Consider the following 26,800-nt stretch of genomic DNA (forward strand, 5'->3'; position numbering starts at 1 on the left):
TGACGGTCTGTGACCTGCGGGTCCGTCAGTCGCGAGGGTGTGTCGTCGGCGTGTCGTCTCACCGGGGTGGACCAGCGTCGAAATGCGGAGAAAGGTGCACACGGTGAGGGTTCGTCATGGAAGGCGTACTCGTCGAATTTCCCGGGGCGCCGCTTCGGAGCGTCTTCCGCTGGAGGTTCACGATGCGTGCTTCACGCACTCTCGCAGTGGCCGCGGCCGCGTGCGTGGCCGTCGGGCTGTCTGCCCCGCTGGCCGCCGCCGGCGGTGACAGCAGCAATGGCAACAGCCCGATCAGCGTCTCCGTCAACCCGCGGTCGGTCCACCAGGGCGGCACGCTGACGATCAGCGTCCGGGGCTGCAACCGGGGCGGCACGGTGACGTCCAACGCCTTCCGTCAGGTCAACCTCTCGGAGAACCGGGGCGGTGTCGCGACGGCGATCGCCCGGATCAACGACAACGCCTCGCCGGGCCAGTACAACCTGGCCGTCCGGTGCAACAACGCTGTCGGTAACAAGGGCAGCAGCAACAACTACAACGGCAACGACGACCGCGGCAACGACAACGACCGCGGCAACAACAACGACCGCGGCAATGGCAACGACAACGGCGGCAACAACAACCAGGGCAACGGCAACAACAACGGCAACGGCAACGGCAACGGCAACGGAAACAACCAGGGCAACAACAACCAGGGCAACAACAACCACAACAACGGCAACAATCAGGGCAACAACCAGAACAACAACAACCACAACAACCAGGGCAACAACCAGAACAACAGCGGCAACAACCAGAACAACAACGACAACTTCAACAACAACAACTTCAACAACAACAACAATCAGACGGTGGCGACGGCGCAGTTCACCGTTCTCACGGGCAGGGGCGCGCAGGGTGGTCTCGGCGGCTCGGTCGCGCCCAGCTCGGCCGAGATGGCGGTCGGAGCGGGCCTCGTCGTCACGGCGGCCGTCGGCGGCACGCTGTTCATCGCCCGTCGCCGCCGCACGATCAGCGGCAAGGCCTGACCGGCCGGACCTCCCCGGTCGAGCGGAACCGCCCGTCGCCCCGAGTCCTGACCAGGACTCGGGGCGACGGGCGTTGACGGTACGGGGGAGTGGCGTGCCGGTCAGTGCCGGCGGTCGGACACCCGCCTGCGGAGAACGAAGACGGTCGCGGTGGCGGCGGCCAGGACGAGTCCGGCGCCCGCGGCGATCTCGCCGCGGTCCAGGCCTCCGACACTGCCGCCGAGCCCGCCCTGGACACCCTGAGGCGTCGTGGTGACGGTGGAGCCGGTCGTCGGGGTGGAGCGGCCGCCCGCGATGGTGAGGTTGAAGGTGCCCCGGTCATTGCCGCAGTTGAACTGGACGGAGTACTGGGCACCCGGCTTGACGTCGGAGTCCACCACGGCGGAGGCGGAGGTGCCGGGCTGGATGGTCACGGCGTCGAAGACGCCTGACGAGGCATAGGCCGTGGTGTCGCAGCCGCTGGCGGACAGATTGACACGCCCGCCCGCGGAGACCGTCGAGGGGCTGACGGTGAAAAGCGGCGAGGTCTGCTTGGCGTCGTCGTCGGCCACCGCGAAGGGGGCGGTCAGGGCGAGAGAAGCCGCTCCCAGCAGAGTGGCTGTTGCGGCACGTATCGCGCGCATGGTGAATCCTCCGGTCCCCGAGGAGCAGGCGCGGAACCGATTTCCACAAAAGGCAGAGAATGCCCCTCGATGGGCGAAACGCTAGGAGTCAGGGGTGCGCGACGCGATCGCTGTCCGGCGAATGGGTTATTCGTTCCCCCGGTTGGAGGACATGTGGGCGTGTCGCGCGGTCCGGGCCGGTGCCGGATGGGAAGGGAGCTCCCGCTCCGTGCGGCCGCCGGTGCGGGGCATCACGGTGTGACAGGTGCAGCGGGTGGGGCGGATGAGATCGAGCCATTCCGCGCGGACGCATGCCCGCCGCCCGCGGAACGCGGACGTTCACATCGGCGCTCCGGAAGATTTTCTCAGCCTCGTTGAACACTGAGCGGCTCCCTGTCCGTACCTAGAGCCATGAACGGCGCACCCAGGCGTCGCAACAGGCTCAGAGGACAACAGGAGTGGACATGAACACCTGGCGTAACGCCTCGCTCGCGGTGACTGCGGCGGCCGTACTCGCGCTGACGACGGCGTGCGGTCAGGAACAGGGTACGCAGACGCCCAACGGTCAGGCCGTCGGTGCGGCCAACCCGGCAGGTCAGCAGCCCGGCAGCGGCGGATACGGATCCGACTACGGTTCCGGCGCCGGTTCGAACGCTCAGGGAGCGGCGGCCAAGCCGGCCGGCCAGCTCGCCGTCTGGGACAGCAAGCAACTCGGCAAGGTCGTCACGGACAGCGCCGGTCTCACGCTCTACCGCTTCGACAAGGACACCGCCTCCCCGCCGAAGTCCAGCTGCGAGGGCGAGTGCGCCAAGACCTGGCCCGTGGTGGCGGCCGGCGGCGCCTCCGCCGCTCCCGGGATCGACGCCGCGCTGATCGGTGAGGTCACCCGGTCCGACGGCTCCAAGCAGCTCACCATCGGCGGCTGGCCGATGTACCGCTACGCCAAGGACACCAAGGCGGGCGACGCCAAGGGCCAGGGCGTCGGCGGCACCTGGTACGCCTCCGCCCCCGACGGCAAGAAGGCGGGCGGCGGCGCGGCGGCCGGCTCCGGTGGCGGTGCGGACTACGGGGACGGCGGCGCCGAGGCCGGCGGTCAGCCCGCCGACCAGGCGGGACTGTCCACCCGCAAGGACGCCAAGCTCGGTGAGATCGTCATCGACAAGAACGGTATGACGGTCTACCGGTTCATGAAGGACAGCGCATGGCCGATGAAGACGGCCTGCACCGGCGAATGCCTCAAGAAGTGGCCGGTTGTCGCCCCCGTCTCCAAGAACGACACCAAGGGAATCCTGAAGAAGGGCTTTGTCACCTTCGACCGCCCCGACGGCGTCAAGCAGCAGACGATCGACTGCTGGCCGATCTACACCTTCGCGGGTGACGCCAAGCCCGGAGACACCAACGGACAGGGTGTCGGCGGTACCTGGTACGTGGTGAGCCCCGAGGGCAAGCCGGTCGGAGCGCCCAAGTAGTCCCCACGCAGCGCCTCCGGCCTCAGCCGGCCCGTCTCACGCCCCCCGCGTGATGGCGGGCCGGTTGTCGTCGCGTTGTTGTGTGACCAAGAACGGACCGCGAATTTCCGTTTGGGCTCGCCCTCTTGGCGGGCGATCAGTAGCCTCGGCTCGAACAACTGGCCATGGACATGGCCGACTTCCCCCGTGGCGACTTGTTGGAGACATCGATGGAGCGTCCCGCCTGGGCCCCGCAGGGCATCGACATTTCGGTGCCGAGCGTGTCCCGCATTTACGACTACTACCTGGGCGGTTCGCACAATTTCGAGGTCGACCGGGAGGCCGCCCGCAAGGCGATGGAGTTCCTTCCGGGACTGCCGAAGATCATGCAGGCGAACCGGGCGTTCATGCGGCGGGCCGTGCGATACGCGGTGAACGAGGGCGTCACACAGTTCCTCGACATCGGCTCGGGCATTCCGACGTTCGGCAACGTCCACGAAGTGGCCCAGAGCGCCTCCGACGAGGCACGCGTGCTCTACGTCGACCACGACCAGGTCGCCGTCGCCCACGGCCGGGCCGTGCTCGAAGGGAACACCCGGGCGACCGTGGTCTCCGCCGATCTGCGCAAGCCGCGGCAGATCCTGGACAGTTCCGAGGTCTCCTCGATGCTCGATCTGCGGCAGCCGGTGGCGCTCCTGCTGGTCGCCGTGCTCCACTTCATCGAGGACGCGGACGATCCGATCGCCGCGGTGACGGAGCTGCGGGAGGCGCTGGCGCCCGGTAGCCTCCTCATCCTCACCCACGCCTCGTACGACGGAGTCCCGGTGCCCGAGGAGCGGGCGGTCGGCGCCGTCGACGTCTACCGGGACATACGCAATCCGCTGGTCATGCGTTCGCGCGAGGAAATCGCGCGATTCTTCGAGGGGTACGAGATGGTCGAGCCCGGTCTGGTGTCCATGCCCCTCTGGCGCCCCGACGCCCCCGCCGAGCAGGAGGACCCATACGCCTTTTCTGGCTTCGCCGGGGTAGGGCGCAGGGCGTGATGGCACCGTCGCAGGCGGCGGGTTCCGCGGCGGACCCGGACGGTCTCGAGGACAGACTCCGCAGGTTCGCGACGATATGGAGCCGCGCCGTCTTCCCCGTGACGGCGACCTCGCTGACCCGTGTCGAGGTCGAGCAGCATCTGCTGCCGCTGGCACGGCAGTTGAGCGAGTCGCTGCACGGCCGCACCTTCGATCCGCAGGCCGCTCAGCGGATCGGTGTCGCCCTTGTCGACGCCCACTGCACCGATCCCGAAGCGCTCAGCCGCACCCTCGGCGTCATCGACTCCTATCTGGTGCTCTACTGCGGCAGCGGAGAGATCGAGCAGTCGGCCGAGGAGAGCCGGGCACGCTGCGCCCGGCTCCAGCACGCGCTGGCCGCCGGTTTCGCGCAGGGCCTTCGCGAGCGCACACTCGCCGAGCAGGAGGCCATCGCGCGCTCCTCGCTCCAGGCGCGCACGGACGCGGTCGAGGCGCTGCACGCCACCGAGACCCGGTTCCGCGCGGTCTTCGAGGGGGCGGCGATCGGTATCGGCATCGCCGACCTCGAAGGCAACGTCCTCGAGGTGAACGGGACCCTGCTGCGCATGTTCGGCGGTCTCGAGAACCATGTGCGGGGCAAGAAGGTCACCGACTGGTCGCACCCCGAGGACCGGCCGCATGTCTGGCAGCTGCACCGGGAGTTGGTGAAGGGCGAGCGTGAGCACTTCCACGTCGAGAAGCCCTTCTACCGCAACGACGGCACCGTGCTGTGGACCAATCTGACGGTCTCTCTGCTGCGCGACCCCGACGGACGTCCGCAGTACCAGCTCGCGCTGATGGAGGACACCACGGAGCGGCGGCTGCTCAATCTGCGGCTGCGCTACGAGGCCACGCACGACGCCCTCACCGGCCTGCCGAACCGGACGCTGTTCTTCGAGCGGCTGGAGAAGGCGCTCGCGGCGGGCGAGGGTTCCCGGTTCGGGCTGTGCTATCTCGACCTCGACGGCTTCAAGGCCATCAACGACAGCCTGGGCCACGCGGCGGGCGACCGGCTGCTGGTGGAGGTGGCCGACCGGCTGCAGAGCTGCGCCACCGCGCCGGGCGAGATGGTGGCCCGGCTCGGCGGCGACGAGTTCGTCGCACTGACCACGGGGCCCGACACCGAGAGCCAGGTCGACGAACTCGCGGCCCGCATCCTCGCCGTCCTCGGTTCGCCGATCCGTGTCGACGGCCGGGAGTTCACGGTCCGCGGCAGCATCGGCATCGTCGAGGGACCGGCCGGCGAGCGGACCACCGCCGAGGTGCTCCGGAGCGCCGACATCACGATGTACAGGGCCAAGTCGGCGGGCGGCAACCGCTTCGAGATCGCCGACCCGGAGGCGGACGCCCGCGCGATCACCCGGCACGGGCTGACGACCGCGCTGCCCGCGGCGCTGGAGCGCGGCGAGTTCTTCATCGAGTACCAGCCGCTGGTGCACCTCGGCGACGGCACGGTGCACGGGGCCGAGGCGCTCGTGCGCTGGTGCCATCCGCAGCACGGGGTCCTCGGTCCCGACCAGTTCATCCCGCTCGCCGAACACACCGGTCTCATCGTGCCGCTGGGCCGCTGGGTGCTCCAGGAGTCCGTGCGCCAGGCGAGGTACTGGCAGGAGCGGCACAGCGACGGAGGCCCGCTGCGGATCAACGTCAATCTGTCGCCGACCCAGCTCCATCACCCGGGACTGGTCGCCGACACCGTCGACGTCCTGGAACGCTCCGGGCTGGAGCCCGGCGCGCTGTGCCTGGAGGTCACCGAGTCCGCGCTCATCGGCGCGAACGAGGATCTGCTGAAGCCGCTGCGCCAACTCGCCGAGATGGGCGTCGACATAGCGCTCGACGACTTCGGTACGGGCTACTCGAACCTCGCCAATCTGCGCCGGCTGCCGGTCAGTGTCCTCAAGCTCGACCGGTCCTTCACCCAGGGCATGCAGCGCCATCCGGCCGACCCGGTCGACCTGAAGATCGTCGAGGGCATCGTCACGCTGGCGCACAGCCTGGAGCTCGCCGTGACGGTGGAGGGCGTGGAGACCGGGGCGCAGGCGGAACAGCTGCGGGAGCTCGGCTGCGACACGGCCCAGGGCTGGTACTACGCCAGGCCGGGGCCACCGGACAAGCTGCACGCGCTGTCGATGGCCGACGCGGTGTAGCGGGGGTACCGGTCGGAGCGCCGGCCGGGACCGGATGAGGCACGCGCGGGACCTGGTCGGCGCCGTCGGCCGGGCCCGCCCGACCGTATGCGCCGGGTCCCGCCCGAGCACACTGATTCGGACTCGCCCGAGCGCCCCGCCGGGATCCCGCCCGTCAGAGCACCGCCGCCCGTGAGCCGAACAGCACCTTCTGGAGCTCACGGGCCGCGCGCGGCGGTGCCACGTCGCTGCGGTGGGCCAGCGCGATGGTGCGGCGCAGCCCGGGAGGGGCCAGCGGGGTGACCCGCAGGTCCGGACCCGCGCGGCCGGCCACCATGCTGGGCACCACGGCGACGCCGAGACCCGCCCGTACGAAACCCAGCACCGCGTCCATCTCGCCGCCCTCGACGGTGAAGGCCGGCTCGAAGCCCTCGGCGCGGCAGGCGGCCACGGTGAGCTCCCGCAGGTCGTAGCCGTGCCGGAACATCACCAACGGCTGATCCCGCAGATCGGCGATGCGCACGGGGCTGCGCGGCGGCTTCGCCGAGGCCGCCGACACCACCACCAGGTCCTCCCGCAGCAGCTCGACGGTGGTCAGGGCGGGGGAGGCAGGCGGCAGCGGCAGCACGATCAGTGCGAGATCGAGAGCGCCGCGTGCCAGCTCGCGCACGAGATCGTGCGAGCCGCCCTCCTCGATGAGCAGCTCGATCCCCGGATGCCGGTCGTGGAAGACGCGCAGGACGTCCGGGAGGAGGCCCGTGCACAGACTGGGGGTGGCCCCCAGCCGCACCCGGCCGCGCCGCAGCTGGACCAGCTCCTGCACCTCGTGCCGCGCCGTGTCGGCGTCCGCGAGGATGCGGCGGGCGAGCGGCAGCAGCGCCTCGCCGGCCTCGGTGAGCGCGATGTTTCCACGGGCGCGGCTGAACAGGGTCGCGCCCAGCTCCTTCTCCAGCGCCCGGATCTGCTGGGAGAGCGAGGGCTGGGACACATGCACGCGCTCGGCGGCGTGCGTGAAGTGCCGTGTCTCGGCGACCGCGACGAAATAGAGGAGTTGCTGGAACTGCATGGGCCCATGATAGGCGACGCCTATGGAGATCAGCGGGATCATGTCTTGGACCTCTGGACGCCCTCGGCCGTAGCTTTCCTTGCATGGCTCTGGCAACGCGGACGGACCGAAAACCGTCGCCCCCGCGCACCTTCTGGGGATCGACGATCGGCAAGAAGACGGTCATGGCCGTGAGCGGCCTGATCATGCTCGGCTATCTCGTCGCCCATGTCCTCGGCAACCTCAAGGTCTTCTTCGGGCCCGGCGAATTCAACGGCTACGCGCACTGGCTCCGCACGCTGGGAGAGCCCCTGCTCCACTACGAGTGGGCGCTGTGGGGTGTCCGGCTCCTGCTGGTCGCCGCCGTGGTCGCGCACGCGGTCTCCGCGTACCAGCTCAGCAGACGCGACATCAAGGCCCGGCCGGACCGCTACGTCCACCGCCGCAAGCGCGCGAGCTACGCCACGCGCACCATGCGCTGGGGCGGCATCATCGTCGCGCTGTTCATCGTCTGGCACCTCCTCGACCTGACCACTCTGACGGTCAACGAACACGCACAGCCCGGACACCCCTACGAGAACGTCGTCGCCACCTTCTCCACCTGGTACGGCAACGTCATCTACATCGTCGCGATGCTGGCCGTCGGCCTGCACATCAGGCACGGCTTCTGGAGCGCGGCCCAGACGCTCGGCGTCGGCAACGCCGCCCGGGACCGCGCACTCAAGACCGTCGCAGGCGGCCTCGCGCTGGTGCTGACCGCGGGCTTCATCGCCGTACCCGTCGGCGTCATGACCGGAGTGGTGAACTGACCATGAACTCCATCGACTACGCGGCCTTCACGACCGGCGATCCGATCGCCGACACCAAGGCACCCGAAGGACCCATCGCCGAGCGCTGGGACCGCCGCCGCTTCGAGGCCCGGCTGGTCAACCCCGCGAACCGCCGCAAGCACACCGTCATCGTCGTCGGGACCGGCCTCGCCGGCGGAGCCGCCGGTGCGACACTCGCCGAACAGGGCTACCACGTCGAGCAGTTCTGCTACCAGGACTCGCCCCGCCGGGCTCACTCCATCGCCGCGCAGGGCGGCATCAACGCGGCCAAGAACTACCGCAACGACGGCGACTCGATCCACCGCCTCTTCTACGACACCGTCAAGGGCGGTGACTTCCGGGCGCGCGAGTCCAACGTGCACCGGCTCGCGCAGATCTCCGTGGAGATCATCGACCAGTGCGTGGCCCAGGGCGTGCCGTTCGCCCGGGAGTACGGCGGACTGCTCGACACCCGTTCCTTCGGCGGCGTCCAGGTCTCCCGCACCTTCTACGCCCGCGGCCAGACCGGCCAGCAACTGCTGCTCGGCGCGTACCAGGCACTGTCCCGGCAGATCGCCGCGGGCACGGTGAACCTGCACGCCCGCACCGAGATGCTCGATCTGATCGTCATCGACGGACGGGCCCGCGGCATCGTGGCCCGGGACCTGATCACGGGCGAGATCACCAGCCACTTCGCCGACGCGGTGGTCCTCGCCACCGGCGGCTACGGCAACGTCTTCTATCTGTCGACGAACGCCATGAACTCCAACGCCACCGCGGTGTGGCGCGCCCACCGGCGCGGCGCCCTGTTCGCCAACCCCTGCTTCACCCAGATCCACCCCACCTGCATCCCGCGTACCGGCGACCACCAGTCCAAGCTGACGCTGATGAGCGAGTCGCTGCGCAACGACGGCCGGATCTGGGTCCCGAAGGCACGCGGTGACCAGCGGCCGGCGAACGAGATCCCCGAGGACGAGCGCGACTACTACCTGGAGCGGATCTACCCCGCCTTCGGCAATCTCGTCCCGCGTGACATCGCCTCACGGGCCGCGAAGAACGTCTGCGACGAGGGCCGCGGCGTCGGCCCCGGCGGCCAGGGCGTCTACCTCGACTTCGCCGACGCCATCGGCCGCATGGGCCGGGCGAAGGTCGAGGAGAAGTACGGCAACCTCTTCGAGATGTACGAGCGGATCACCGCCGAGAACCCGTACGAGGTCCCCATGCGGATCTACCCCGCCGTGCACTACACGATGGGCGGACTGTGGGTCGACTACGACCTGCAGACCACCGTGCCCGGGCTGTTCGCCATCGGCGAGGCCAACTTCTCCGACCACGGCGCGAACCGGCTCGGCGCCTCCGCCCTGATGCAGGGCCTCGCCGACGGCTACTTCGTCCTGCCGTCCACCATCAACGACTACCTGGCACGCACACCCCTGGACGGCACGCCGGACGCGTCGCATCCCGCGGTCGCGGAGGCACTCGCCGAGACCGAGGACCGGCTGAACCTGCTGCTCTCCGTGGACGGCGACCGCACCCCCGACTCCTTCCACCGTGAACTCGGCGAGCTGATGTGGGAGTTCTGCGGCATGGCCCGCACCGACGAGGGGCTGCGCAAGGCGCTCGACCGCATCCCGCAGATCCGTGAGGAGTTCTGGCGCCGCATCAAGGTGCCCGGCACCGGCGAAGAGTTCAACCAGTCGCTGGAGAAGGCCAACCGGATCGTCGACTACCTGGAACTCGCCGAGCTGATGTGCCTCGACGCCCTCCACCGCGCCGAATCCTGCGGCGGTCACTTCCGCGAGGAGTCCCAGACCGCCGACGGTGAGGCGGAGCGCAGGGACGACGCCTACGCGTACGCCGCGGCCTGGGAGTTCACGGCCACCGGACGGGCGCCCGTCCTGCACAAGGAAGACCTCGTCTTCGACTACGTCCACCCCACTCAGCGGAGCTACGCATGAAGCTCAACCTGCGCGTGTGGCGTCAGCACAGCGCCGACGCACCCGGCGCCATGGCCACCTACGAGGTCGACGGCATCTCCCCGGACATGTCGTTCCTGGAGATGCTCGACACCCTCAACGAAGAGCTCATCCTGCGCGGTGAGGACCCGGTCGCCTTCGACCACGACTGCCGGGAGGGCATCTGCGGTGCCTGCTCCCTGGTCATCAACGGCGACGCCCACGGGCCGGAACGCACCACCACCTGCCAGCTCCACATGCGCTCGTTCCGGGACGGCGACACCATCGACGTCGAGCCGTGGCGCGCCTCCGCCTTCCCCGTCGTCAAGGACCTGGTGGTGGACCGCTCGGCCTTCGACCGCATCATCCAGGCCGGCGGTTACATCACCGCGCCCACCGGCGCCGCCCCCGAGGCGCATGCCACGCCGGTGCCCAAGCCGGACGCCGACTTCGCCTTCGAGCACGCCGAGTGCATCGGCTGTGGCGCCTGCGTCGCGGCCTGCCCGAACGGCTCGGCGATGCTCTTCACCTCCGCGAAGATCAACCACCTCAATGTGCTGCCGCAGGGTGCGCCGGAGCGTGAGACCCGGGTGCTGGACATGGTGGCGACGATGGACGAGGAGGGCTTCGGAGGCTGCACCCTCACGGGGGAGTGCGCGACCGCCTGCCCCAAGGGCATTCCGCTGCCGTCCATCGCCGCCATGAACAAGGAGTGGCTGCGCGCGAACCGCAAGGTCCGGCGCTGAACGCCTGCCGGGGTGCGGATCAGCCCGTGGGCGGCAGGGCCCGCATGTCCCCTCCGAAGTCCGTCACGTAGTCGGGGACGACCACCCTCGACGCGGGACTGAGCCGCCGGACCTCGGCGACGAAGGCGTCCAGGTCGATGGAGGGGTCACGCTGGGGCGGAGAGGCGAGCGGCTTCTCGAAGTTGTCCCAGTGCACGGGCACGACCGTCGCCGGGTGGTCGAGAGCCTCCAGCAGCCGGGGCAGATAGCGGTACGTCGACGTGGACGCGGGCGTCGCGGCCATCAGGACGTCCGGCCGCAGGCCCTGTGCCGACCGCCCGTCGACGTCGCTCGCACCCATGAGGAAGAACGAGGGGCCGCCGTCCACCGTCACCTGAAAGGCGAGCGTGTCGCCCTCCGGCAGGTCGGAGATCGTCCGCGGAGCGCGGTGGGGCAGGGCGTTGAGGGTGCCGGGGGCGAAGTAGGAGTAGGAGGCATTGCGGCTGTGCCGGCTGGACACGACCTCGACGCTGTAGCCGTCGAAGGCCAGCACCTCACCCCCCTTGACCACGCTGATCTGCGCCGCGTCGACACCGAGCGCCCGCAACACGTGGTACGTCGTCTCGGTGCCGATGACCCGAGCGCCCGTCGACTTCGCGATGTGCGGGACATCGTTGATGTGGTCCCAGTGCGTGTGGCTGACCAGCACCACCTCCGGTCGGCCGGCGTGCCGGTCGACGAGTCCGGGGTCCGTCGTCAGTTTCGTCTTCGCGTCGAAACTGCCCTTCGGACCGAACAGTCCCGTGGTGAAGCGGGTGATGTACGGGTCGAACAGCACGGTCCGGGCGCCGATGCCGATGCGCCAGCCGGAGGTGCCCAGCCACCGGAGCACGGCCGCGCCCGCCTGCGGGGTGGAGGCGGCCCGGGACGCCGGCGCTCCGCCCGGTCCCGTCGCGCCGGCGCCGGTGGCGGAGAGCAGCGGTGCGGCCGCGCCCAGGGCCGCGCCCCGCAGCAGGGTCCGCCGGACGACCTCACGCCGTGAGCCGGTCTCTCGGTCACTCATGGATTCGCTCATACGACGCAGAAGATCAGCACCTCGCTCCGCCCGTCCAAGACCGGGAACGGCGGCCTTCCATACCCGTTGACGTATGAGGCCAGGTCAGGACGGGCGCGGGGAGGCCGTCGAGCGGAGGAATTCCACCGCGGCGCGCGCCGCGGTACCGATCGCCACGTCCGTGCCGGTGCTGTTCGCCGCGAGGCCCGGGGTACGAGCGAACACCGCGACCGCGTACCGCCCGCCGTCCGGATACTCGGCCACGCCCACCTCGTTGTGCAGCCCGGGCAGGGTGCCGGTCTTCGCGGACACGCGTACGCCGTCGCCGAAACCCGCCGCCAGCCGATGCCGGAACACCTGACGTGACATCAGCATCCGTACCTGCGCGCAGGCTTGGGGCGGTCCTGCCGCATCACGCCAGATCATCCGCAGCAGCCGGGTCATCTCGCGCGGCGTGCTGGAGTTCGTGCGCCGCGGGTCGAGAGCGGCGAGCCGGTGCACCTCGTCGGCGGGCAGGGTGGGGAACACGGTGGCGAACTCCCGCTCGTCTCGCGCTCCGACGTCCGCCAGCATGGATTCCAGCACCTGCCGAGGCCCGCCCACGACGCGGGTATCCATCAGGCCGAGCTCCTTGGCCAGCAGCCCGGGTGTGTCCCGGCCGACCCGGTCGAGCAGCAGGTCCGCCGCCGTGTTGTCGCTGACCGACATCGCGAAGTGCGCCAGGTCCCGCAGGGACAGCTCCACGTCGTCCAGGCAGCCGGCGGTGCCCCAGCCGCCGAGCCGGTGCTCCGCGGTGATCCGTATCCGCTCACGGGGATCGAGGTGTCCGGCCACGGTCTGCCGGGCGAACTCCAGCACCAGCAGCACCTTGAACACCGAAGCGAGGACGACCGGTTCGTCCGCGTCGCACCCGGCTCCGGCCGTGTCCCCAGGGCCCTCGTCCTCGTCCTCGTCGATGGCTCGCGCATGGAGCCGGCCCTCAGCTCCCGCGCCCCTGAACACGGTGCGCAGTCTCTCCTCGATCGGCATCCGGCCCCTCATTCGCCTAGGGAGTGTCCGCAAAGTATCGTCGTCCGGCCGAGGGCGTCGCGAACCGGACGAGACGCTGCGGACACGCACTAGGCTCATGGCGTGGATCTCTTGCGCCACCTGCGTATTTTCGTCGTCGTCGCGGAGGAGCTGCACTTCGGGCGGGCCGCCGAGCTGCTCGGCATGGCCCAGCCGCCGCTCAGCCGGTCGATCCGGCGGCTGGAGGACGACCTCGGTGCCGAACTCTTCGACCGCACCCACCGGCAGGTGAGGCTCACACCGTCCGGCGCTGTACTGCTCGACGAGGCACGGGACTTGCTGGCCCGGGAAGAGCGTACGAGAGCGCTCGTCCGGCGGGCCCGCGACGGGGGTCTCGGCACGCTGCGTGCCGGTGTGCCTCCGGACACCCCGGCCGCGGCGCTCGGTGCGCTGCTCACCGAGTGTGCCGAGCGGATTCCCGGCGTACGGGTCGACCTCCAGGAGGTGACGACGGACGAGCAGCTCCGGCTGCTCGCCTCCGGCGGGCTGGACGCGGGGCTCGTGCACCGGCCGGTCGACGCCACCGAGTTGCTGCTGGGCCCCGAGGTCCGGGTCGAGTTGGGGGTGGTGCTGCCGCGCACCTCGCCGCTCACCCGGCTCCCCGAAGTGGGACTCGCCGATCTGGCCGGCCAGGATCTGGTGCTGTTTCCGCGGGCGTCGGCGCCCGGTTGGTACGACCGGACGCTCGACATCTGCCGGGCCGCGGGCTTCGTACCCGGGCGCGTCCGGCACGCGCGCAACCCGGAGTTCCTCATCGGGCTGGTGACCGCGGGCTGCGGAGTCGCCTTCGACCAGGGGCCGGTGGCGCGCAAGGAGCCCAGGGTGGCCTGGCGGCCGCTGGCGGGCCGGCCCCTGGCGCAGCGGATCTGTGCCGTACGGCCGAGGCGGTCGCCGCACGCGGCGGCCCGCGCTTTCGGGGAGATCGCGGCCGGTGTTCTGTCGCGGGACATGACGACCGTGCTGCACGGCGAGGGCTCGTCGGCGGGCGGGGAGCCGCCTGGGGAACAGGAGCCGAGGCCCTGGTCCGTGGTGTTCGGCTGAGGAGCGACGGCTCCGTGCAGGCATATGTTCCGGACATGTTTCAGGTGTGAGGACCGGCACAACTTCCGGTCATCCGCCGCAAATTCTTCACAAGAATGGCATGTTCACAGCGGAATGTTCGCCTCCTCTCCGAACGGACGGCCACCGCGGAACAAGATCAATACTGTTCAACGCTGCACTTCGAATCAGGACATGTCCGCATGGTGGCCATCCGGTCCCTGCCGACTTCGGTCCACGGCATCCCGCCCTGTAGTCATGGCAACGGCGGTCCGCCTGACCAACGGGCCGCCGTCCGACACAGCACAGCCATATCTGGGGGGACACCCATGTCCAGAATCACCCGCCGCCAGGCCCTGACCGCTGCCACGGGCGCGGCCGCCGGCCTCGCGATCACCGGCGCCGCCCGGGCCTCGTCCGGCACCGGAGCGCACCCGGCCGGCGGCCGGGCCAAGCGCCCGGCCGACGGTCCCGCACCCTTCGACGAGGTCTACCTGGGGCGCCGTATCCAAGGCGCACTCGCGCACGGCGGCCACGAGGGCCACGGCGCTCACGGGGGCCACGGCGGTCACCAGGCTCGCGCCGGCCAGGGGGGCCACGAGGGGCACGGCGGATACCGCGTGCACATCGACGGCGAGGAACTGCATGTGATGAGCAACGCCGACGGCACCTGGATCAGCGTCGTCAACCACTACGAGCCGCACCCGACCCCGCTCGCCGTGGCCCGCGCCGCCGTCGCCGAACTCCAGGGCGCCGACCTCGTGCCCCTCGACCTCGTCTGATCCAGGAGACCCGCCATGACCGTACGCAAGAACCAGGCGATTCTCTCCACCGATGAGAAGCGCCGTTTTACCAACGCCGTGCTGGAGCTCAAGCGCAGTGGCCGGTACGACACCTTCGTCACCACCCACAACGCCTTCATCATGGGTGACACCGACACCGGCGACCGTGTGGGGCACCGTTCGCCGTCCTTCCTGCCGTGGCACCGAAGATTCCTCATACAGTTCGAGCAGGCCCTTCAGTCTGTCGATCCCTTGGTGGCCCTGCCCTACTGGGACTGGACCGCGGACCGCACCACCGCCTCGTCGCTGTGGGCGGCCGACTTCCTCGGCGGCACCGGCCGCAGCAGGGACGGCCAGGTGATGGACGGTCCGTTCGCCTTCTCCGGCGGCCGCTGGCCGGTCGGCATCCGAGTGGACGGCCGCGGCTATCTGCGCCGTGACCTCGGTGTCGGTGTCCGCCAGCTGCCGACGCGTGCCGAGGTCGACTCCGTACTCGCCATGCCGGTCTACGACGCACCGCCGTGGAACAGCGCGTCCAACAGCTTCCGCAACCACCTGGAGGGCTGGCGGGGCGTCAATCTGCACAACCGCGTCCACGTCTGGGTCGGCGGTCAGATGGGGACCGGCGTCTCGCCGAACGACCCGGTGTTCTGGCTGCACCACGCCTTCATCGACAAGCTCTGGGCCGACTGGCAGACCCTCCACCCGGAATCGCCGTACCTTCCCGCCGCCGGCACGCCGAATGTCGTCGACCTGCGCGACACCATGCGCCCGTGGAACGACGTGACCCCGGCCGACATGCTGGACCACACCCCGCACTACACCTTCGACACCGCCGCTTAGGCGTATCCCGCGGTCCGTGCAAACCAGCACGGACCGCGGCCCGTCACCAGGACTTCGGCCGGCCCTCGGTGGGCAGGGTGACCGGGAGCCGGAGTCATTTCATGGGGCTCGCGCTCGGGCGGGGGACGGCGGCGCGGTCCGCGACGAGGCGGATCGCCGCGGTCGTGAGGTCCGGGTCGTGGAGCTGGACGTAGTGGTCGCTGCCGGTCGCCAGCAGGTGCGGAGTCTGCGGCCGCAGGGCCACCAGCGCCTGCTGGGCCTTGGGCCAGGCGGTCTCCAGCTTCGCCAGCAACTCCTTGTTCATGGTGGGCGGCGCGGCGAAGGATTCTGTCTTGCTGAGGACCACGACCGGGACCGGCGGGAGCGGGCCGCCGCGCTCGATGGCGGTCACCCCGCCGTCGATGTCCACCTGCTCGAAGTCCGGATCGGTGTCGAAAGGTGTACCGGGATGCCGCAGTGCCTCCACATACGCCGGCCAATCGGCCCCCATCGCGGGCTTCAGCGCGGGTCCCAGCGCGTCGACCAGGACCAGCCCGCGGGTCTGCTCCGGGTGCTCCTGCGCGTACCGCAGGGCGAGCATGCCGCCGAAGGAGTGCCCCACCAGCACATAGGGCCCCGGCACGTGGCCGGCCGTCAGTACGCGGTCCAGGTCCTGGACCATGGCGCCCAGAGCCCGGGTGCCCCGCACGGGTGTGCTGCGGGTGGTGAGTGTCGGGGGCTGGGTGTAGCGGACCGTGCCCGGCCGGTCGTAGGTGCACACACGGGTGAACCCGGCGACGCCCGGTAGCACCGGCTTCTTCGGCACGGGCGGGGTGACGTCGGACAGAGACCACGGGTCGGCGGACTCGTGGAGTCCGGACAGCAGCACCACGGTCGGGCTCCCGGAACCCGAGCAGTGCAGATACAGGCTTCGCCCGCCGCCGACATCCACCCGCTCCTCGGTGTCCCCGCCAGGCGCCCCGGGCGTGCCCGCGACCAACAGGACCACGGCCACCACGGCCGCCACACCACCGGACGCACGCCATCGCCATCGCATGCCTCCAGCGTCCCCGCCACCCCGTCACGCCGCCATCCGGGACCCGGCGCCGCCACGATCCGCAGGAGTCGGCTTACACCGAGCCCTCGGTGTCGCCCTCCGGCCCCGACGACGTTCGGTCCGAGGCGGCGGCGGGCGCGGGCCGGGCCTGGATCAGAGCATGGGTGCCACTGGTTCGCCAGGCCGCGCCCGTCCGGTCGAGGGCGTTGATCATCGCCTCGGTCAGTCCGACGATCACGTCCGACTTCAGTGTGCGCAGGGCCGCGAGGGACCCGGGGAAGTACGCCGTGACGTCCGCGAAGGGCGTCGTCGCCGGCCACAGTCGATCGCCCACCAGACGGCGGTAGTTGAGGTCGCCCTTCAGGATCGTCAGCGTGACGGACGCGAACTGCGTCCTGAGATCCTCGGGCATCTCCTCGTACGGAAGCGGTGCGCAGAAGAAGGGGTGCGCGCGCACCTCCAGACGTCCGCTCCCCGCCGCGGTCCAGAGCCGCCTGCCGATCTCGCCGGCCCGGCCGGACGCCCGGACGAGCCGCCGGAGACCGCCGACGACATCGGTGTTCGTGGCGTCGGAGACGTAGTACGGATACGGCTTGACGTGCAGGACGACGTCGGTCGCGTGACCGCGTTCGAGGAGGTGGTCGACGAGGACGAGGTCGGGGATCAGCTCCCGCCCCGCATTGTCGGCCACCACGGCGACGGTGGCCGGCGTCCCCACGGGCAGCAGCGACCACAGCAGAGCACTGTCGTCGGAGACCAGGCCGGCACCGGCACCGGCATCGACACCGGTGTCCGTCCGGGCGGGCTCGTCGGCCGTGATGCCGAAGCCGAGGTCGGCACGGTTGCCCCAGAGCGAGGCCTGAAGCAGCGCGGACGCCTGTCGTCCGGGAGGCAGATCGGCGAGTGCGTCGAGGGCCCGCAGCTCCTCGTCCACGACGGGGCTGCTCAGTTCGGCGTCCTTGAAGGGGCCGAACGGGTCCACACCCTGCCACGGGCCTTCGCCGAAGTATTCGAGGGCCGCAAGGAGCTTGCGGTAGAAGTAACTCTCCGCCCACAGGAAGGGGGTGTCGAACCACGACCGTCCGACGTACGGCTCTGCCCGGTCCGCCCAGAGCGAGTAGTCCTTCGCCGTCGCGGCCAACGGTTCGACGACTCCGTCGGTGATCTCGGCCAACAGGGCATCGAGCGCCCGCTGTTGACGCGGAGGGTAGGGGAAGGCGTCACGCACCTGCTGGATCAGAGCTGGATGGCGCCGGTGCAGGACTCCCCAGGCGAAGCTGCCGGGTTCATTGCACATGACCACGGGAGGACGGGAGCCCGGGACGTCCGAGGGGCGGGGGAGGCGTGCTGTCATGTCGGCTGAGCCCTTCGCGTATCGCTGGTCCGTGCGTCCCGGCTCATCCTCGCTCCGAGGCGTCTGGCGGGGAACCGGCGACACGGCTTGGGCGTCGAAGGGGCATGACGGAGAAACCGGTACCGGCCGCGTTCACCATCGTGCTGGCGGCGCTGCTGCTGACGGCCTGTACCGGCACCGGCGAACCGGCCTCACAGGAGAGCCCGTCCGCCCGCGCCGCACCGTCCGTCCGGACGATCGCGTTCCAGCTCTATACGCACTGCGGCATCGACGAGGCCCGTGTCGGCTCCGCCTACTTCGAGGCCGAGACGCCGCTCTCCGACGGCTCGGCAGGGCCGCCCGAAGGGTGGGACAACCCGTACCAGAGCGGCAGGATGACCCTGACGTCCGCGACGCGGGCCGTCTTCACCGATGACGCCGGACACGAGGTCGTCTTCCGTGCCCGGCCGGGTGCGAAGTCCTTCAAAGTGATCTGCGAGTAGTCGTGCACGGCGCGGCACGGCTCACCGCTCCCCGTCACGAGCAGGCCTGTCGAGACCGGCCGTCCTCGCGAGCCTGCGGTAGGAGTCGAGCAGTGACACGCGGTCGTACGTACTGGTCGTGATCAGCACCTCGTCGGCGGCGCTGTCCTTGACCACGGCTTCGAGCGCGTCGAGGACCTGGTCCTCCGTCCCGGCGATGTGGCCCCGCAGCCCCGACTCGTAGAACTCCCGCTCCTTCGCGGTCATGGTCAGTGCCTCGATCCGCTCCGGCGGGAGGAGCGGAGGAAAGACGCCGTGCGTGCGGGAGTACGCCATCGCCCAGGCTTCCGGCATCAGCAGCCGCCGGGCCTCCGCCTCGGTAGGGGCGACCGCGACCGTGCCGGAGATCGTCACATGGGGGCGCTCGGACCAGACGGAAGGCCTGAAGTCGCGGCGGTAGCGTTCGACGCCGGCCAGCATCCGGTCCCGGCTCCGCAGGTCGCCGATGACCATCGGCAGTCCGGCCTCCGCCGCGATGCCTGCTCCCTCACCGGTGGCGAGGACGAACGGCGGGACCCGGAGGCCCTCCGCCGGGCGGGCGTGCACCTGGGGATGCGACGACTGCTCGCCGGTGAACCATCCGAGCAGTTCCGCCAGCCGGGCGGCGAAGTCGTCCGCGTCCGTCTTGTCCCGGCCCAGCGCCCTGCGTATGCCGTCCGTGAAGCCGACCGAGCGGCCCAGCCCCATGTCGATCCGGCCGGGGAACAGGGATTCCAGCACACCGAACTGCTCGGCGACCACCAGGGGTTGGTGGTTGGGCAGCATCACACCGCCCGTGCCCACCCGGATCGTGGAGGTCGCCGCCGCCACCGCCGCTGCCAGTACGGTCGGCGCGGAGCCGGCCACCCCGGGCACGCTGTGGTGCTCGGAGACCCAGAACCGGTGGTAGCCGAGCGTCTCCAGCTCGCGGGCGAGGGACACCGTGTCCCGCAGGGCGGCGGGACCGTCGTACCCCTCGCGGGTGCGGGACCGGTCGAGTACGGACAGCCGGGTGGATGCGATCACTGAGCTCACACAGGGTGCAACGCCGTGGGGGCGTCAGGATTCCCGGGGTCAGGCGAGCGCGGGCAGGACGAGGAGGGCGATCGACCCGGCCGTCACGACGGCGTGCCGGACGTTCTGCAGGCCGGGCAGCACCCAGGAGGGAAACGCCTTCTCGGCGGCGTCGAGCAGGGCGACGACGTCTATGCGCTGCAAGGTGGCGTCGCCGCTCTTCGCGAAGTGGGCCTGCACCGTGCGGACGGCGGTCAACCGGCTGTGCAGGATCAGCACGTTGCCGAGCAGGACGACCGGCAGGACGATCCAGGACAACGTCGCGCCCCACGCGTTCCCGGTGAGGTTGAGCGCCGCGAGGACCGCGAGGGTCAGAGCGACGCCGACGGGGACGGCCGTCTCATGGCCGCCGGCGTCGAACCGCAGCTTGTTCTCGGCCAGCACCCTGGTGGGGACGCCCTGACGGTCCAGTTCGGCCTCGGCGGCCGCCTGGGCCCGCGCTCCATAGCGGGCGCGCGCCATGGGGATGCTGACGAACGCCATCGCGATGAGCAGGAGCAGGGCCGCGGCGGTTCCGGTCATGACGGTCTCCTGCACTGGGCCGCACGGGCGGTGCGACCTCAGGACGTAAGCGACTTGAACTAAGTGCAAGTGAAGGCCGGTGACCTACGTGAACTAAGTGCAAGAGCCTTTCCCGGGCCAGTGAACTCCTTCTTGAACTAAGTGCATCTACGCTGGGCGCATGCCACGGAACACCCTGACCGCCGAGCAGATCGTCCGCGCGGCCATCGAGTTGCTGGACGCCGAAGGGCTGGACGGCCTCAACATGCGCAGCCTGGGCAGCCGGCTCGGCTCCGCCGCCACGGCCATCTACTGGCACGTCGGGAACAAGGACAACCTGGTGAGGCTCGCCGGCGACGAGGTCTGGCAGGAGGTCGGCCTGCCGGACCTGGACTCGCTCGACTGGCGGACCGCCGCCACGACGATGGCCGCCGGCCAGCACGCGATGATGACCAGGCACCCCTGGCTGGTCCAGGCGCTCGCGGGCCATCTCCTCTACGGTCCCCAGAAGGCGCGCCACGACGACCACATCCTCGCCGTCTACGAGAAGGCGGGATTCGTCGGCGCGGAGGCCGATCAGGCGGCCGCCACCGTCTTCGTGTTCGTCCTCGGCAGCGCCGCGGGTGCCTCCGCCACGATCGCGCTGACCCGGCGCCTCAACCGCGGTGGCGGCGACGCCGAGGAGCAGCTGCGCGACACCATGGCGCGGGCACGTGAGTTCGCCCTGACATATCCGCGGCTTCGCTCCCGCTTTGAGGAGGCGTCGGCCGCCGAGTACAACGCGGCGCCCGACGACAGTTTCGCGTTCGGTCTGGAGGCCATTCTGGACGGGTTCGAGAAGAGGCTCGCGGCGCAGCGTACGGCGGCGGGCTCCGGGGACCGCTGATCCGCGCCGGTGGAGGGCGGACACCTGCGCGGTGTCCGACAGCGCGAGCCTAGGGTGGGGGCGTGACCCGAAACAGCAGGCCGCTGGCCGTATTCGACCTCGACGGAACTCTTGCCGACTCCGGACACCGGCAGCGGTTCCTGGAGCGCAAGCCGCGGGACTGGAACGCGTTCTTCGCCGCCGCGCCGAAGGATCCGCCGCTGAGCGAGGGTGTCGAGCTGTGTCTGCGGTCCGCCGAGGAGTGCGACATCGTCTACCTCACGGGCAGGCCGGAACGCTGCCGCAGGGACACGCTGGCGTGGCTCGCCGCGCAGGGACTGCCCGAGGGGCCGGTGCACATGCGGGGCAACGACGACCGTCGCCCCGCCCGCACCACCAAGGTGGAGATCCTGCGGCGGCTCGGCCGGGACCGGGAGATCCGGATGCTCGTGGACGACGACGAGCTGGTGTGCGACGCGGCCGGGAAGGCCGGCTTCCCGGTCGTACGGGCCGTATGGGCGGCCGGTACGACCGAGGCGATGAAGGAGGCTCAGGAACGGGAGGGCCGCACCTGATCCGCCGCCGAACCGGTGATGCGGGGGGCGGTCAGGCACCCTCCTCGAGCCGGAAGCCGACCTTCAGCCCGACCTGGTAGTGCTCGATCTCCCCGTCCACGATGTGGCCGCGGACCTGGGTCACCTCGAACCAGTCAAGCCCTCGGAGGGTCTGGCCGGCGCGCTTGATGCCGTTGCGGATGGCGGCGTCGATCCCTTCGGGGGAGGTGCCGACGATCTCGGTGACCCGGTAGGTGTGATTCGACATGGGTGTCGCACTCCTCTCGATGCGTTACTCCACCGTGCCCCACCACGCCGCCGTGCGCGAGGCGTCGGGAGCAGGACGGTCGTCCGCCGAGGTGCCGAGCGCGAGCCGGGAGACGATGCGGTACCGGTCGCCGCGGTAGAGGGACCGTACGTACTCCACGGGCCGTCCGCCGGTGTCGGAGGTGACACGGTCGAACAGGAGGGCGGGGGAGAGCACCGGCACACCCAGCAGTACGGCCTCGTCCTCGCTCAGCACGGTCGGCTCGATCGACTGCACGGCCTGGGCGGTCCGTACTCCGCGCGCCTCCCGGAGGTGTGTGTAGAAGCCCGCCTCCATCTGTTTCGCGGTGAGCCCGGGCACCAGGGCCGCCGGGATGTGCAGATACTCCAGGGCGATGGGCGTGCCGTCGACCAGACGCAGCCGCGCCACATACACGAGGTCGTCGGCGGGTGACACCTTCAGGCGCCGTCCGATCCGGGCGCCCGCGGTCACCGTGCTGAACTCCAGAACCCGGCTCGACCAGGCGCCCGTTGCCATCGGTGCCGAGGCGGGATGGCGGTCGGAGACGAGTTCCTGGGTGATTTTGGCGGGGGCGACGAACATGCCGCGGCCGTGTTCGCGGACGAGTTGTCCGGTGGCGACGAGTTCGTCGACGGCGGCGCGCAAGGTGGGGCGGGAGACGCCGAGTTCGGCGCTGAGGGTGCGTTCGGAGGGGATGGCGTCGCCGGGCCTGCGGTCCTCGACCAGCGCGAGCAGATACGTGCGCACCCGTTCCCGCTTGAGCACCGTCCTGGGGGAGCGGGTGTCGGGCATCCTCGCCCTCCTGAACTGCGGGCCGGTCCGGGACGGAGCCGGCGGTGGGCCTTCGAGGATACGGGCAGCACTACGGGCACCCGCGGGCGGCACTCACCGCCGGGTCGGTGGGCGTCCCGGTCGGCAGACGTGCGCGCGGCGGGCCTCCCGGTCGGCAGACGTGCGGTGCGGCCGGGGTGCGATGAGGCGGGCCTCCCGGTCGGCACCAGCCCCGTTCAGTAGGCGTCGCCCGTGGTCGAGGAGTTGATGATGTCGCCGTGCGCGAAGTCGCCCGGCGGGATGCCGGGATGATGGCCCTCCGGGCGCGGACGCGGCACGGAGGTGCCGAGCGCGAGCCGGGAGACGATGCGGTACCGGTCGCCGCGGTAGACGGAGTGGACGTACTCGACGGGGTTGTGGGCGGTGTCCGTGGTCAGCCGCTCCACGAGCAGTGCGGGGGAGAGGACCGGGACGTCGAGGACGGCGGCCTCCGCCTCGTTGACCACCGTCGGTTCGATGGACTGGACGGCCTCGTTGACGAAGACGCGGTGGTGCTCGCGCAGATGGTCGTAGAGGTCGCCGGCCTCCAGCTCCTGGGGGGTGAGGGTGGGAACCAGCTCGGCGGGGATGTGAAGATGCTCGATGGCCATGGGAGACCCGTCGACCAGTCGCAGCCGGGCGATGTAGACCAGTTCGGCGGCCGGTGAGATGCGCAGCTTGCGGCCGATGCGGGCGCCCGCCCGGATGGTGGCCAGCTCGAGCACGGTGCTGGACCAGGTGCCCGCGGCGCGCGGCACGGCGAACGCGGCGTCGTCGGAGACGAGTTCCTGGGTGATTTTGGCGGGGGCGACGAACATGCCGCGGCCGTGTTCGCGGACGAGTTGTCCGGTGGCGACGAGTTCGTCGACGGCGGCGCGCAAGGTGGGGCGTGAGACGCCGAGTTCGGCGCTGAGGGTGCGTTCGGAGGGGATGGCGTCGCCGGGCCTGCGGTCCTCGACCAGCGCGAGCAGGAACTCGCGTACCCGCTCCCGCTTCAGTACGGCACCCGAAGTGCTGCGTTCCATCGCCCCGGCCTCTCTGCTGTGGTCCACCTCATCGGCAACTGGTCAGATGGTAAACGATGTTCTGACCACTGAGGCTCCGTCGGGTCGAGGGACAACTCCGTGAACAGCCCAGCTTTTCAAGGCTCTTGACGTCAACATTGGTCCATGCCACCTTCTAGCCACGCCGTTGGCCAGTTGACCAATTGGTCAACTCATCTCCGAGGTGACATCCGTGAAGACTCGCTTCATCGCCGCTGCCGCCGTCCTGGCAGCCACCACAGCGCTCACCGCCTGCAGCACGTCGTCCTCCGGCTCCGGATCGGCGAGCGGCGACGAACGGCTCACCGTCTGGATCATGAAGGACAGCGTCTCCGACGCCTATCTCCAGCGGTTCACGAAGGGGTTCGAGAAGGAGCACCGCGGCACCACCCTCGACATCCAGATCCAGGAGTGGGACGGCATCGGTGAGAAGGTCACCGCCGCCCTGGCCAGCAAGGACGCACCGGACGTCATCGAAGTGGGCAACACCCAGGTCGCGCAGTACGCGGCCAGCGGCGGTGTGACCGACCTCGGCTCCAAGGTCACCGAACTGCGCGGCGGCGACTGGCTCCCCGGACTCGCCGAGCCGGGGAAGGTCGACGGCAAGCAGTACGGCATTCCCTGGTACGCGGCGAACCGCGTGGTGATCTACAACAAGGACCTCTTCGGCAAGGCCGGCATCACCGCGCCGCCGAAGACGCGCGACGAGTGGCTGGCGATCACCCGCAAGCTCAACGCGGGCCCGGTGCAGGGCATGTATCTGCCGGGCCAGAACTGGTACACCCTCGCCGGATTCATCTGGGAGGACGGCGGCGAACTCGCCGAGGAGAGCGGTGGCACCTGGAAAGGCTCGCTCGACAGTCCCGAGGCCCTGAAGGGCATGGACTTCTACCGACAGCTCCAGGCGCTCGGCAAGGGGCCCAAGGACTCCGACGAGGCCAAGCCGCCCCAGGCCGACGTCTTCGCCAAGGGTGACGTGGCCCAGATCATCTCCGTGCCCGGCGGAGCGAAGATCGTCGAACAGGCCAATCCGGCGCTCGCCGGCAAGCTCGGCTTCTTCCCGATCCCCGGCCGGACCGCGGACAGGCCCGGGGCCACCTTCACCGGTGGCTCCGACCTGATCGTGCCGGCCGCCTCCGCCCACCAGGACGCCGCCTACCAGGTGGTGAAGGCCCTCGCGGGGGAGAAGTGGCAGAGCGACCTCGCCAGAACCATGAGCTACGTCCCCAACCGGACCTCGCTCGCCAAGGTCATCGAGGACAACAAGGGCACGGCAGCGATGGCGGCGGCGGCCGCCCGGGGCCGGGCCACGCCCAACTCCCCGCAGTGGGCGGCCGTTGAGGCCACCAACCCGATCAAGCAGTACATGACTGCCGTCCTGACCGGCAGCGACCCCGCGAAGGCGGCGAAGGAAGCCTCCGACAGCATCACCAAGACCCTCGGCTCATGAGGGCCGGCCCACGCGCCCTCTGGCCCTATCTGCTGATCGCCCCCACCGTCCTCGGCGCGGCCTTCCTCCTCGCCTATCCCCTGGTCCGCAATCTGGTCATCTCCTTCCAGCACTACGGAATGGCGGAGCTGATCCGCGGCGGCGCCGGCTTCGCGGGCCTGGAGAACTACCGGGAGATCCTCGGCGACACGGCCTTCTGGGAGGTCGTACGGCGCACGCTGTGGTGGACCGCCCTCAACGTCGTCCTCATCATGGGGCTCGGCACCGTCATCGCCCTGATGCTCCAGCGACTGCGCAAGGGCCTGCGGATCCTGGTGATGAGCGGACTGGTCCTCGCCTGGGCCAGCCCGGTCATCGCCACCACCACCGTCTTCCAGTGGCTCTTCTCCTCACGCCTCGGCGTGGTCAACTGGCTGTTGGTGAGGCTGGGGTTCGACTCCTTCCGGGACTACTCCTGGCTCGCGCACGGCGGTTCGGCCTTCACCATCCTCGTCCTGCTGGTCGTCTGGCAGTCCGTGCCGTTCGTCGCCGTCACCCTGCACGCCGCCCTGACCACCGTCCCCGCCGAACTGGTCGAATCGGCGCGTATCGACGGCGCGGGCGGCTGGCGGATCTTCCGCTCCGTCACGCTGCCCGTCCTGCGCCCGGTCTTCGGTCTGGTCCTGTGCCTCGAAGTCATCTGGGTCTTCCGCTGCTTCGCCCAGATCTGGGCCGTCACCAAGGGCGGGCCCGGGGGTGCGACCACCACCCTGCCCGTCTACGCCTACCAGGTCGCCCAGTCCCTGCACCGCTACGACCTCGGCGCCGCCGCGGCCACCCTGACGGTGCTCATCCTGCTGGCCGCGCTGATCCTCTACTTCCGACAGATGTTCCGGCAGGAGGCCGAGCTGTGAGACTCCTGCGACCCGGACCCGCCGCACTGCGCCGGCTCCCCCTGAACGCGGGTGCGCTGATCGTCTTCGCCCTCAGCGTCTTCCCCGTCTACTGGATGATCCTGACCGCCTTCAAGCCCACGCGGGACATCCAGGCCGAGACCCCCGTCTTCCTGCCCACCGACCTGACGCTCGACCACTTCTCCGCGGCCGTGAACGCCGACGGGTTCTGGTCCTTCTGGCGCAACAGCCTGCTGGTGACGGCCAGTTGTGTCCTGCTCGCTCTGGTCGTGGCACTGGGTGCGGCCTTCGCCGTGGCCCGGCTGCGCTGGCGGGGCCGCCGCGGCTTCGTGCTGATGGTCTTCATCGCTCAGGTCGCGCCCTGGGAGGCGCTGCTCATCCCGATGTACGTCATCGCCCGCGACACCGACATGCTCGACCGGCTCGCCACCCTGAGCCTCGTCTACTTCATGATCACCCTGCCCTTCACCATCGTGACCCTGCGCAGCTTCCTCACAGCGATCCCCGTGGAGCTGGAGGAGGCCGCCCAGGTCGACGGCTGCACCCGGGCCGCCGCCTTCCGCCGGGTGACCCTGCCGCTGCTCGCTCCCGGGCTGCTCGCCACCTCGCTGTTCGGCTTCATCACGGCCTGGAACGAGTTCGCCTTCGCCAACATGCTGATCATCAAGAACCAGGACGACCGCACCCTCCCGGTCTGGCTCTCCTCGTTCTCGAACGTGTTCGGCACCGACTGGGGCGCCACCATGGCCGCCTCCACCCTCTTCGCGCTGCCCGTCCTCGTGCTCTTCCTGGTGCTCCAGAGCCGGGTCTCCGCCGGAATGACCGGCGGAGCGGTCAAGGGATAGGAGAA

General features: G+C 70.1%; 27 protein-coding genes. 16 read left to right on the top strand and 11 right to left on the bottom strand.

Translation table 11 applies throughout. The features are described 5' to 3' along the window. The first annotated feature begins 182 nt into the window (after positions 1–182). Positions 183–1,025, top strand: a complete 843-nt coding sequence (locus ACQPWZ_RS31705; protein WP_433573071.1) for a hypothetical protein — start codon at positions 183–185, stop codon at positions 1,023–1,025. A 101-nt stretch (positions 1,026–1,126) separates the two neighbouring features. Here the strand turns inward: ACQPWZ_RS31705 and ACQPWZ_RS31710 are convergent, their stop codons facing one another. Continuing rightward, on the bottom strand, positions 1,127–1,648 hold the full coding sequence (locus ACQPWZ_RS31710) for a hypothetical protein (RefSeq protein WP_340476699.1): 522 nt from the start codon (positions 1,646–1,648) through the stop codon (positions 1,127–1,129). A gap of 443 nt (positions 1,649–2,091) precedes the next feature. Between ACQPWZ_RS31710 and ACQPWZ_RS31715 the strand changes: the two genes are divergently transcribed. The 3 genes from ACQPWZ_RS31715 to ACQPWZ_RS31725 all read left to right on the top strand — a co-directional run bounded on the left by ACQPWZ_RS31715 (position 2,092) and on the right by ACQPWZ_RS31725 (position 6,283). Continuing rightward, positions 2,092–3,096: an SCO0930 family lipoprotein gene (locus tag ACQPWZ_RS31715; RefSeq protein ID WP_433573072.1), complete on the top strand. Its 1,005-nt coding sequence runs from the start codon at positions 2,092–2,094 to the stop codon at positions 3,094–3,096. A gap of 209 nt (positions 3,097–3,305) precedes the next feature. After that, positions 3,306–4,118: an SAM-dependent methyltransferase gene (locus ACQPWZ_RS31720; RefSeq protein WP_433573896.1), complete on the top strand. Its 813-nt coding sequence runs from the start codon at positions 3,306–3,308 to the stop codon at positions 4,116–4,118. Then, positions 4,118–6,283, top strand: coding sequence for a putative bifunctional diguanylate cyclase/phosphodiesterase (locus ACQPWZ_RS31725; RefSeq protein ID WP_405574450.1), 2,166 nt, complete (start codon positions 4,118–4,120; stop codon positions 6,281–6,283). The genes ACQPWZ_RS31720 and ACQPWZ_RS31725 overlap by 1 nt, the downstream gene beginning before the upstream one ends. 154 nt (positions 6,284–6,437) lie before the next feature. On the opposite strand, the gene ACQPWZ_RS31730 is transcribed toward ACQPWZ_RS31725, so the two are convergent. Further along, a complete protein-coding gene (locus ACQPWZ_RS31730) occupies positions 6,438–7,328 on the bottom strand; it encodes a LysR family transcriptional regulator (RefSeq protein ID WP_383242470.1) in 891 nt (296 codons plus the stop codon). 83 nt (positions 7,329–7,411) lie between these two features. On the opposite strand from ACQPWZ_RS31730, the gene ACQPWZ_RS31735 reads away from it, so the two are divergent. Genes ACQPWZ_RS31735 through ACQPWZ_RS31745 form a run of 3 tightly spaced genes read left to right on the top strand, consistent with a single transcriptional unit; the run spans position 7,412 to position 10,817 of the window. Next, entirely contained in the window at positions 7,412–8,116 is a 705-nt protein-coding gene (locus tag ACQPWZ_RS31735) for a succinate dehydrogenase (RefSeq protein ID WP_383242473.1), read from the top strand. 2 nt (positions 8,117–8,118) lie between these two features. Beyond that, positions 8,119–10,074 (top strand): fumarate reductase/succinate dehydrogenase flavoprotein subunit, encoded by a 1,956-nt coding sequence (locus tag ACQPWZ_RS31740; protein ID WP_433573073.1) that lies wholly within the window; start codon positions 8,119–8,121, stop codon positions 10,072–10,074. Further along, positions 10,071–10,817 (top strand): succinate dehydrogenase/fumarate reductase iron-sulfur subunit, encoded by a 747-nt coding sequence (locus ACQPWZ_RS31745; RefSeq protein WP_313942753.1) that lies wholly within the window; start codon positions 10,071–10,073, stop codon positions 10,815–10,817. Before ACQPWZ_RS31740 ends, ACQPWZ_RS31745 begins: the two co-directional genes overlap by 4 nt. A 19-nt stretch (positions 10,818–10,836) precedes the next feature. Here ACQPWZ_RS31745 and ACQPWZ_RS31750 read toward each other — a convergent pair whose 3' ends face one another. Both ACQPWZ_RS31750 and ACQPWZ_RS31755 read right to left on the bottom strand, forming a co-directional pair. Continuing rightward, the gene (locus ACQPWZ_RS31750; protein WP_433573074.1) at positions 10,837–11,859 is read right to left on the bottom strand and encodes an MBL fold metallo-hydrolase; all 1,023 of its coding nucleotides are present in this window, start codon (positions 11,857–11,859) and stop codon (positions 10,837–10,839) included. 96 nt (positions 11,860–11,955) lie between these two features. Next, entirely contained in the window at positions 11,956–12,879 is a 924-nt protein-coding gene (locus ACQPWZ_RS31755; RefSeq protein WP_433573075.1) for a serine hydrolase, read from the bottom strand. Positions 12,880–12,981: 102 nt separating this feature from the next. Between ACQPWZ_RS31755 and ACQPWZ_RS31760 the strand changes: the two genes are divergently transcribed. The 3 genes from ACQPWZ_RS31760 (at position 12,982) to melC2 (ending at position 15,581) form a co-directional block, all read left to right on the top strand. Then, complete coding sequence (locus tag ACQPWZ_RS31760) at positions 12,982–13,959, top strand: LysR family transcriptional regulator (RefSeq protein WP_433573076.1); 978 nt, start codon at positions 12,982–12,984, stop codon at positions 13,957–13,959. 326 nt (positions 13,960–14,285) lie between these two features. Next, entirely contained in the window at positions 14,286–14,738 is a 453-nt protein-coding gene (gene melC1 / locus ACQPWZ_RS31765; protein WP_433573077.1) for an apotyrosinase chaperone MelC1, read from the top strand. 15 nt (positions 14,739–14,753) lie between these two features. Next, positions 14,754–15,581 (top strand): tyrosinase MelC2, encoded by an 828-nt coding sequence (gene melC2 / locus ACQPWZ_RS31770; RefSeq protein WP_433573078.1) that lies wholly within the window; start codon positions 14,754–14,756, stop codon positions 15,579–15,581. Between the two features lie 94 nt (positions 15,582–15,675). Here the strand turns inward: melC2 and ACQPWZ_RS31775 are convergent, their stop codons facing one another. Next, a complete protein-coding gene (locus tag ACQPWZ_RS31775; protein WP_433573079.1) occupies positions 15,676–16,617 on the bottom strand; it encodes an alpha/beta fold hydrolase in 942 nt (313 codons plus the stop codon). A 73-nt stretch (positions 16,618–16,690) separates the two neighbouring features. After that, on the bottom strand, positions 16,691–17,971 hold the full coding sequence (locus ACQPWZ_RS31780) for a damage-control phosphatase ARMT1 family protein (RefSeq protein WP_433573080.1): 1,281 nt from the start codon (positions 17,969–17,971) through the stop codon (positions 16,691–16,693). 104 nt (positions 17,972–18,075) lie between these two features. Between ACQPWZ_RS31780 and ACQPWZ_RS31785 the strand changes: the two genes are divergently transcribed. Continuing rightward, on the top strand, positions 18,076–18,453 hold the full coding sequence (locus ACQPWZ_RS31785) for a hypothetical protein (RefSeq protein WP_340476713.1): 378 nt from the start codon (positions 18,076–18,078) through the stop codon (positions 18,451–18,453). Between the two features lie 21 nt (positions 18,454–18,474). On the opposite strand, the gene ACQPWZ_RS31790 is transcribed toward ACQPWZ_RS31785, so the two are convergent. Beyond that, positions 18,475–19,506, bottom strand: a complete 1,032-nt coding sequence (locus ACQPWZ_RS31790; RefSeq protein WP_433573081.1) for an LLM class flavin-dependent oxidoreductase — start codon at positions 19,504–19,506, stop codon at positions 18,475–18,477. Positions 19,507–19,545: 39 nt separating this feature from the next. Next, entirely contained in the window at positions 19,546–20,067 is a 522-nt protein-coding gene (locus tag ACQPWZ_RS31795; RefSeq protein ID WP_433573082.1) for a hypothetical protein, read from the bottom strand. 160 nt (positions 20,068–20,227) lie between these two features. Between ACQPWZ_RS31795 and ACQPWZ_RS31800 the strand changes: the two genes are divergently transcribed. Both ACQPWZ_RS31800 and ACQPWZ_RS31805 read left to right on the top strand, forming a co-directional pair. Next, a complete protein-coding gene (locus ACQPWZ_RS31800; RefSeq protein WP_433573083.1) occupies positions 20,228–20,932 on the top strand; it encodes a TetR/AcrR family transcriptional regulator in 705 nt (234 codons plus the stop codon). Between the two features lie 62 nt (positions 20,933–20,994). Further along, positions 20,995–21,486, top strand: a complete 492-nt coding sequence (locus ACQPWZ_RS31805; protein WP_433573084.1) for an LNS2 domain-containing protein — start codon at positions 20,995–20,997, stop codon at positions 21,484–21,486. Between the two features lie 31 nt (positions 21,487–21,517). Here the strand turns inward: ACQPWZ_RS31805 and ACQPWZ_RS31810 are convergent, their stop codons facing one another. From ACQPWZ_RS31810 to ACQPWZ_RS31820, 3 genes are all read right to left on the bottom strand, one after another. Next, positions 21,518–21,733: a dodecin gene (locus tag ACQPWZ_RS31810; RefSeq protein ID WP_313942740.1), complete on the bottom strand. Its 216-nt coding sequence runs from the start codon at positions 21,731–21,733 to the stop codon at positions 21,518–21,520. A 24-nt stretch (positions 21,734–21,757) separates the two neighbouring features. Further along, entirely contained in the window at positions 21,758–22,546 is a 789-nt protein-coding gene (locus ACQPWZ_RS31815; protein WP_433573085.1) for a GntR family transcriptional regulator, read from the bottom strand. A 215-nt stretch (positions 22,547–22,761) separates the two neighbouring features. Further along, the gene (locus ACQPWZ_RS31820; RefSeq protein WP_340476719.1) at positions 22,762–23,589 is read right to left on the bottom strand and encodes a GntR family transcriptional regulator; all 828 of its coding nucleotides are present in this window, start codon (positions 23,587–23,589) and stop codon (positions 22,762–22,764) included. A 211-nt stretch (positions 23,590–23,800) separates the two neighbouring features. Between ACQPWZ_RS31820 and ACQPWZ_RS31825 the strand changes: the two genes are divergently transcribed. From ACQPWZ_RS31825 to ACQPWZ_RS31835, 3 genes are read left to right on the top strand one after another with little or no spacing between them, the layout of a single operon-like run. Further along, entirely contained in the window at positions 23,801–25,057 is a 1,257-nt protein-coding gene (locus tag ACQPWZ_RS31825; RefSeq protein WP_433573086.1) for an extracellular solute-binding protein, read from the top strand. Then, entirely contained in the window at positions 25,054–25,950 is an 897-nt protein-coding gene (locus ACQPWZ_RS31830) for a carbohydrate ABC transporter permease (protein WP_433573087.1), read from the top strand. The genes ACQPWZ_RS31825 and ACQPWZ_RS31830 overlap by 4 nt, the downstream gene beginning before the upstream one ends. Beyond that, on the top strand, positions 25,947–26,795 hold the full coding sequence (locus tag ACQPWZ_RS31835; RefSeq protein WP_433573088.1) for a carbohydrate ABC transporter permease: 849 nt from the start codon (positions 25,947–25,949) through the stop codon (positions 26,793–26,795). The genes ACQPWZ_RS31830 and ACQPWZ_RS31835 overlap by 4 nt, the downstream gene beginning before the upstream one ends. The last annotated feature ends 5 nt before the right edge of the window (positions 26,796–26,800 follow it).

Origin of the sequence: Streptomyces sp. CA-251247 (genome assembly GCF_050952975.1) — a bacterium.
In the GTDB taxonomy this organism is placed as follows: Bacteria; Actinomycetota; Actinomycetes; order Streptomycetales; family Streptomycetaceae; genus Streptomyces; species Streptomyces achmelvichensis.

Coding starts and splice junctions, on each gene's coding strand:
- ACQPWZ_RS31705 (WP_433573071.1), top strand. CDS start 183: ATGCGTGCTTCACGCACTCTCGCAGTGGCCGCGGCCGCGTGCGTGGCC.
- ACQPWZ_RS31710 (WP_340476699.1), bottom strand. CDS start 1,648: ATGCGCGCGATACGTGCCGCAACAGCCACTCTGCTGGGAGCGGCTTCT.
- ACQPWZ_RS31715 (WP_433573072.1), top strand. CDS start 2,092: ATGAACACCTGGCGTAACGCCTCGCTCGCGGTGACTGCGGCGGCCGTA.
- ACQPWZ_RS31720 (WP_433573896.1), top strand. CDS start 3,306: ATGGAGCGTCCCGCCTGGGCCCCGCAGGGCATCGACATTTCGGTGCCG.
- ACQPWZ_RS31725 (WP_405574450.1), top strand. CDS start 4,118: ATGGCACCGTCGCAGGCGGCGGGTTCCGCGGCGGACCCGGACGGTCTC.
- ACQPWZ_RS31730 (WP_383242470.1), bottom strand. CDS start 7,328: ATGCAGTTCCAGCAACTCCTCTATTTCGTCGCGGTCGCCGAGACACGG.
- ACQPWZ_RS31735 (WP_383242473.1), top strand. CDS start 7,412: ATGGCTCTGGCAACGCGGACGGACCGAAAACCGTCGCCCCCGCGCACC.
- ACQPWZ_RS31740 (WP_433573073.1), top strand. CDS start 8,119: ATGAACTCCATCGACTACGCGGCCTTCACGACCGGCGATCCGATCGCC.
- ACQPWZ_RS31745 (WP_313942753.1), top strand. CDS start 10,071: ATGAAGCTCAACCTGCGCGTGTGGCGTCAGCACAGCGCCGACGCACCC.
- ACQPWZ_RS31750 (WP_433573074.1), bottom strand. CDS start 11,859: ATGAGTGACCGAGAGACCGGCTCACGGCGTGAGGTCGTCCGGCGGACC.
- ACQPWZ_RS31755 (WP_433573075.1), bottom strand. CDS start 12,879: ATGCCGATCGAGGAGAGACTGCGCACCGTGTTCAGGGGCGCGGGAGCT.
- melC1 (WP_433573077.1), top strand. CDS start 14,286: ATGTCCAGAATCACCCGCCGCCAGGCCCTGACCGCTGCCACGGGCGCG.
- melC2 (WP_433573078.1), top strand. CDS start 14,754: ATGACCGTACGCAAGAACCAGGCGATTCTCTCCACCGATGAGAAGCGC.
- ACQPWZ_RS31775 (WP_433573079.1), bottom strand. CDS start 16,617: ATGCGATGGCGATGGCGTGCGTCCGGTGGTGTGGCGGCCGTGGTGGCC.
- ACQPWZ_RS31780 (WP_433573080.1), bottom strand. CDS start 17,971: ATGACAGCACGCCTCCCCCGCCCCTCGGACGTCCCGGGCTCCCGTCCT.
- ACQPWZ_RS31785 (WP_340476713.1), top strand. CDS start 18,076: ATGACGGAGAAACCGGTACCGGCCGCGTTCACCATCGTGCTGGCGGCG.
- ACQPWZ_RS31795 (WP_433573082.1), bottom strand. CDS start 20,067: ATGACCGGAACCGCCGCGGCCCTGCTCCTGCTCATCGCGATGGCGTTC.
- ACQPWZ_RS31800 (WP_433573083.1), top strand. CDS start 20,228: ATGCCACGGAACACCCTGACCGCCGAGCAGATCGTCCGCGCGGCCATC.
- ACQPWZ_RS31810 (WP_313942740.1), bottom strand. CDS start 21,733: ATGTCGAATCACACCTACCGGGTCACCGAGATCGTCGGCACCTCCCCC.
- ACQPWZ_RS31815 (WP_433573085.1), bottom strand. CDS start 22,546: ATGCCCGACACCCGCTCCCCCAGGACGGTGCTCAAGCGGGAACGGGTG.
- ACQPWZ_RS31820 (WP_340476719.1), bottom strand. CDS start 23,589: ATGGAACGCAGCACTTCGGGTGCCGTACTGAAGCGGGAGCGGGTACGC.
- ACQPWZ_RS31830 (WP_433573087.1), top strand. CDS start 25,054: ATGAGGGCCGGCCCACGCGCCCTCTGGCCCTATCTGCTGATCGCCCCC.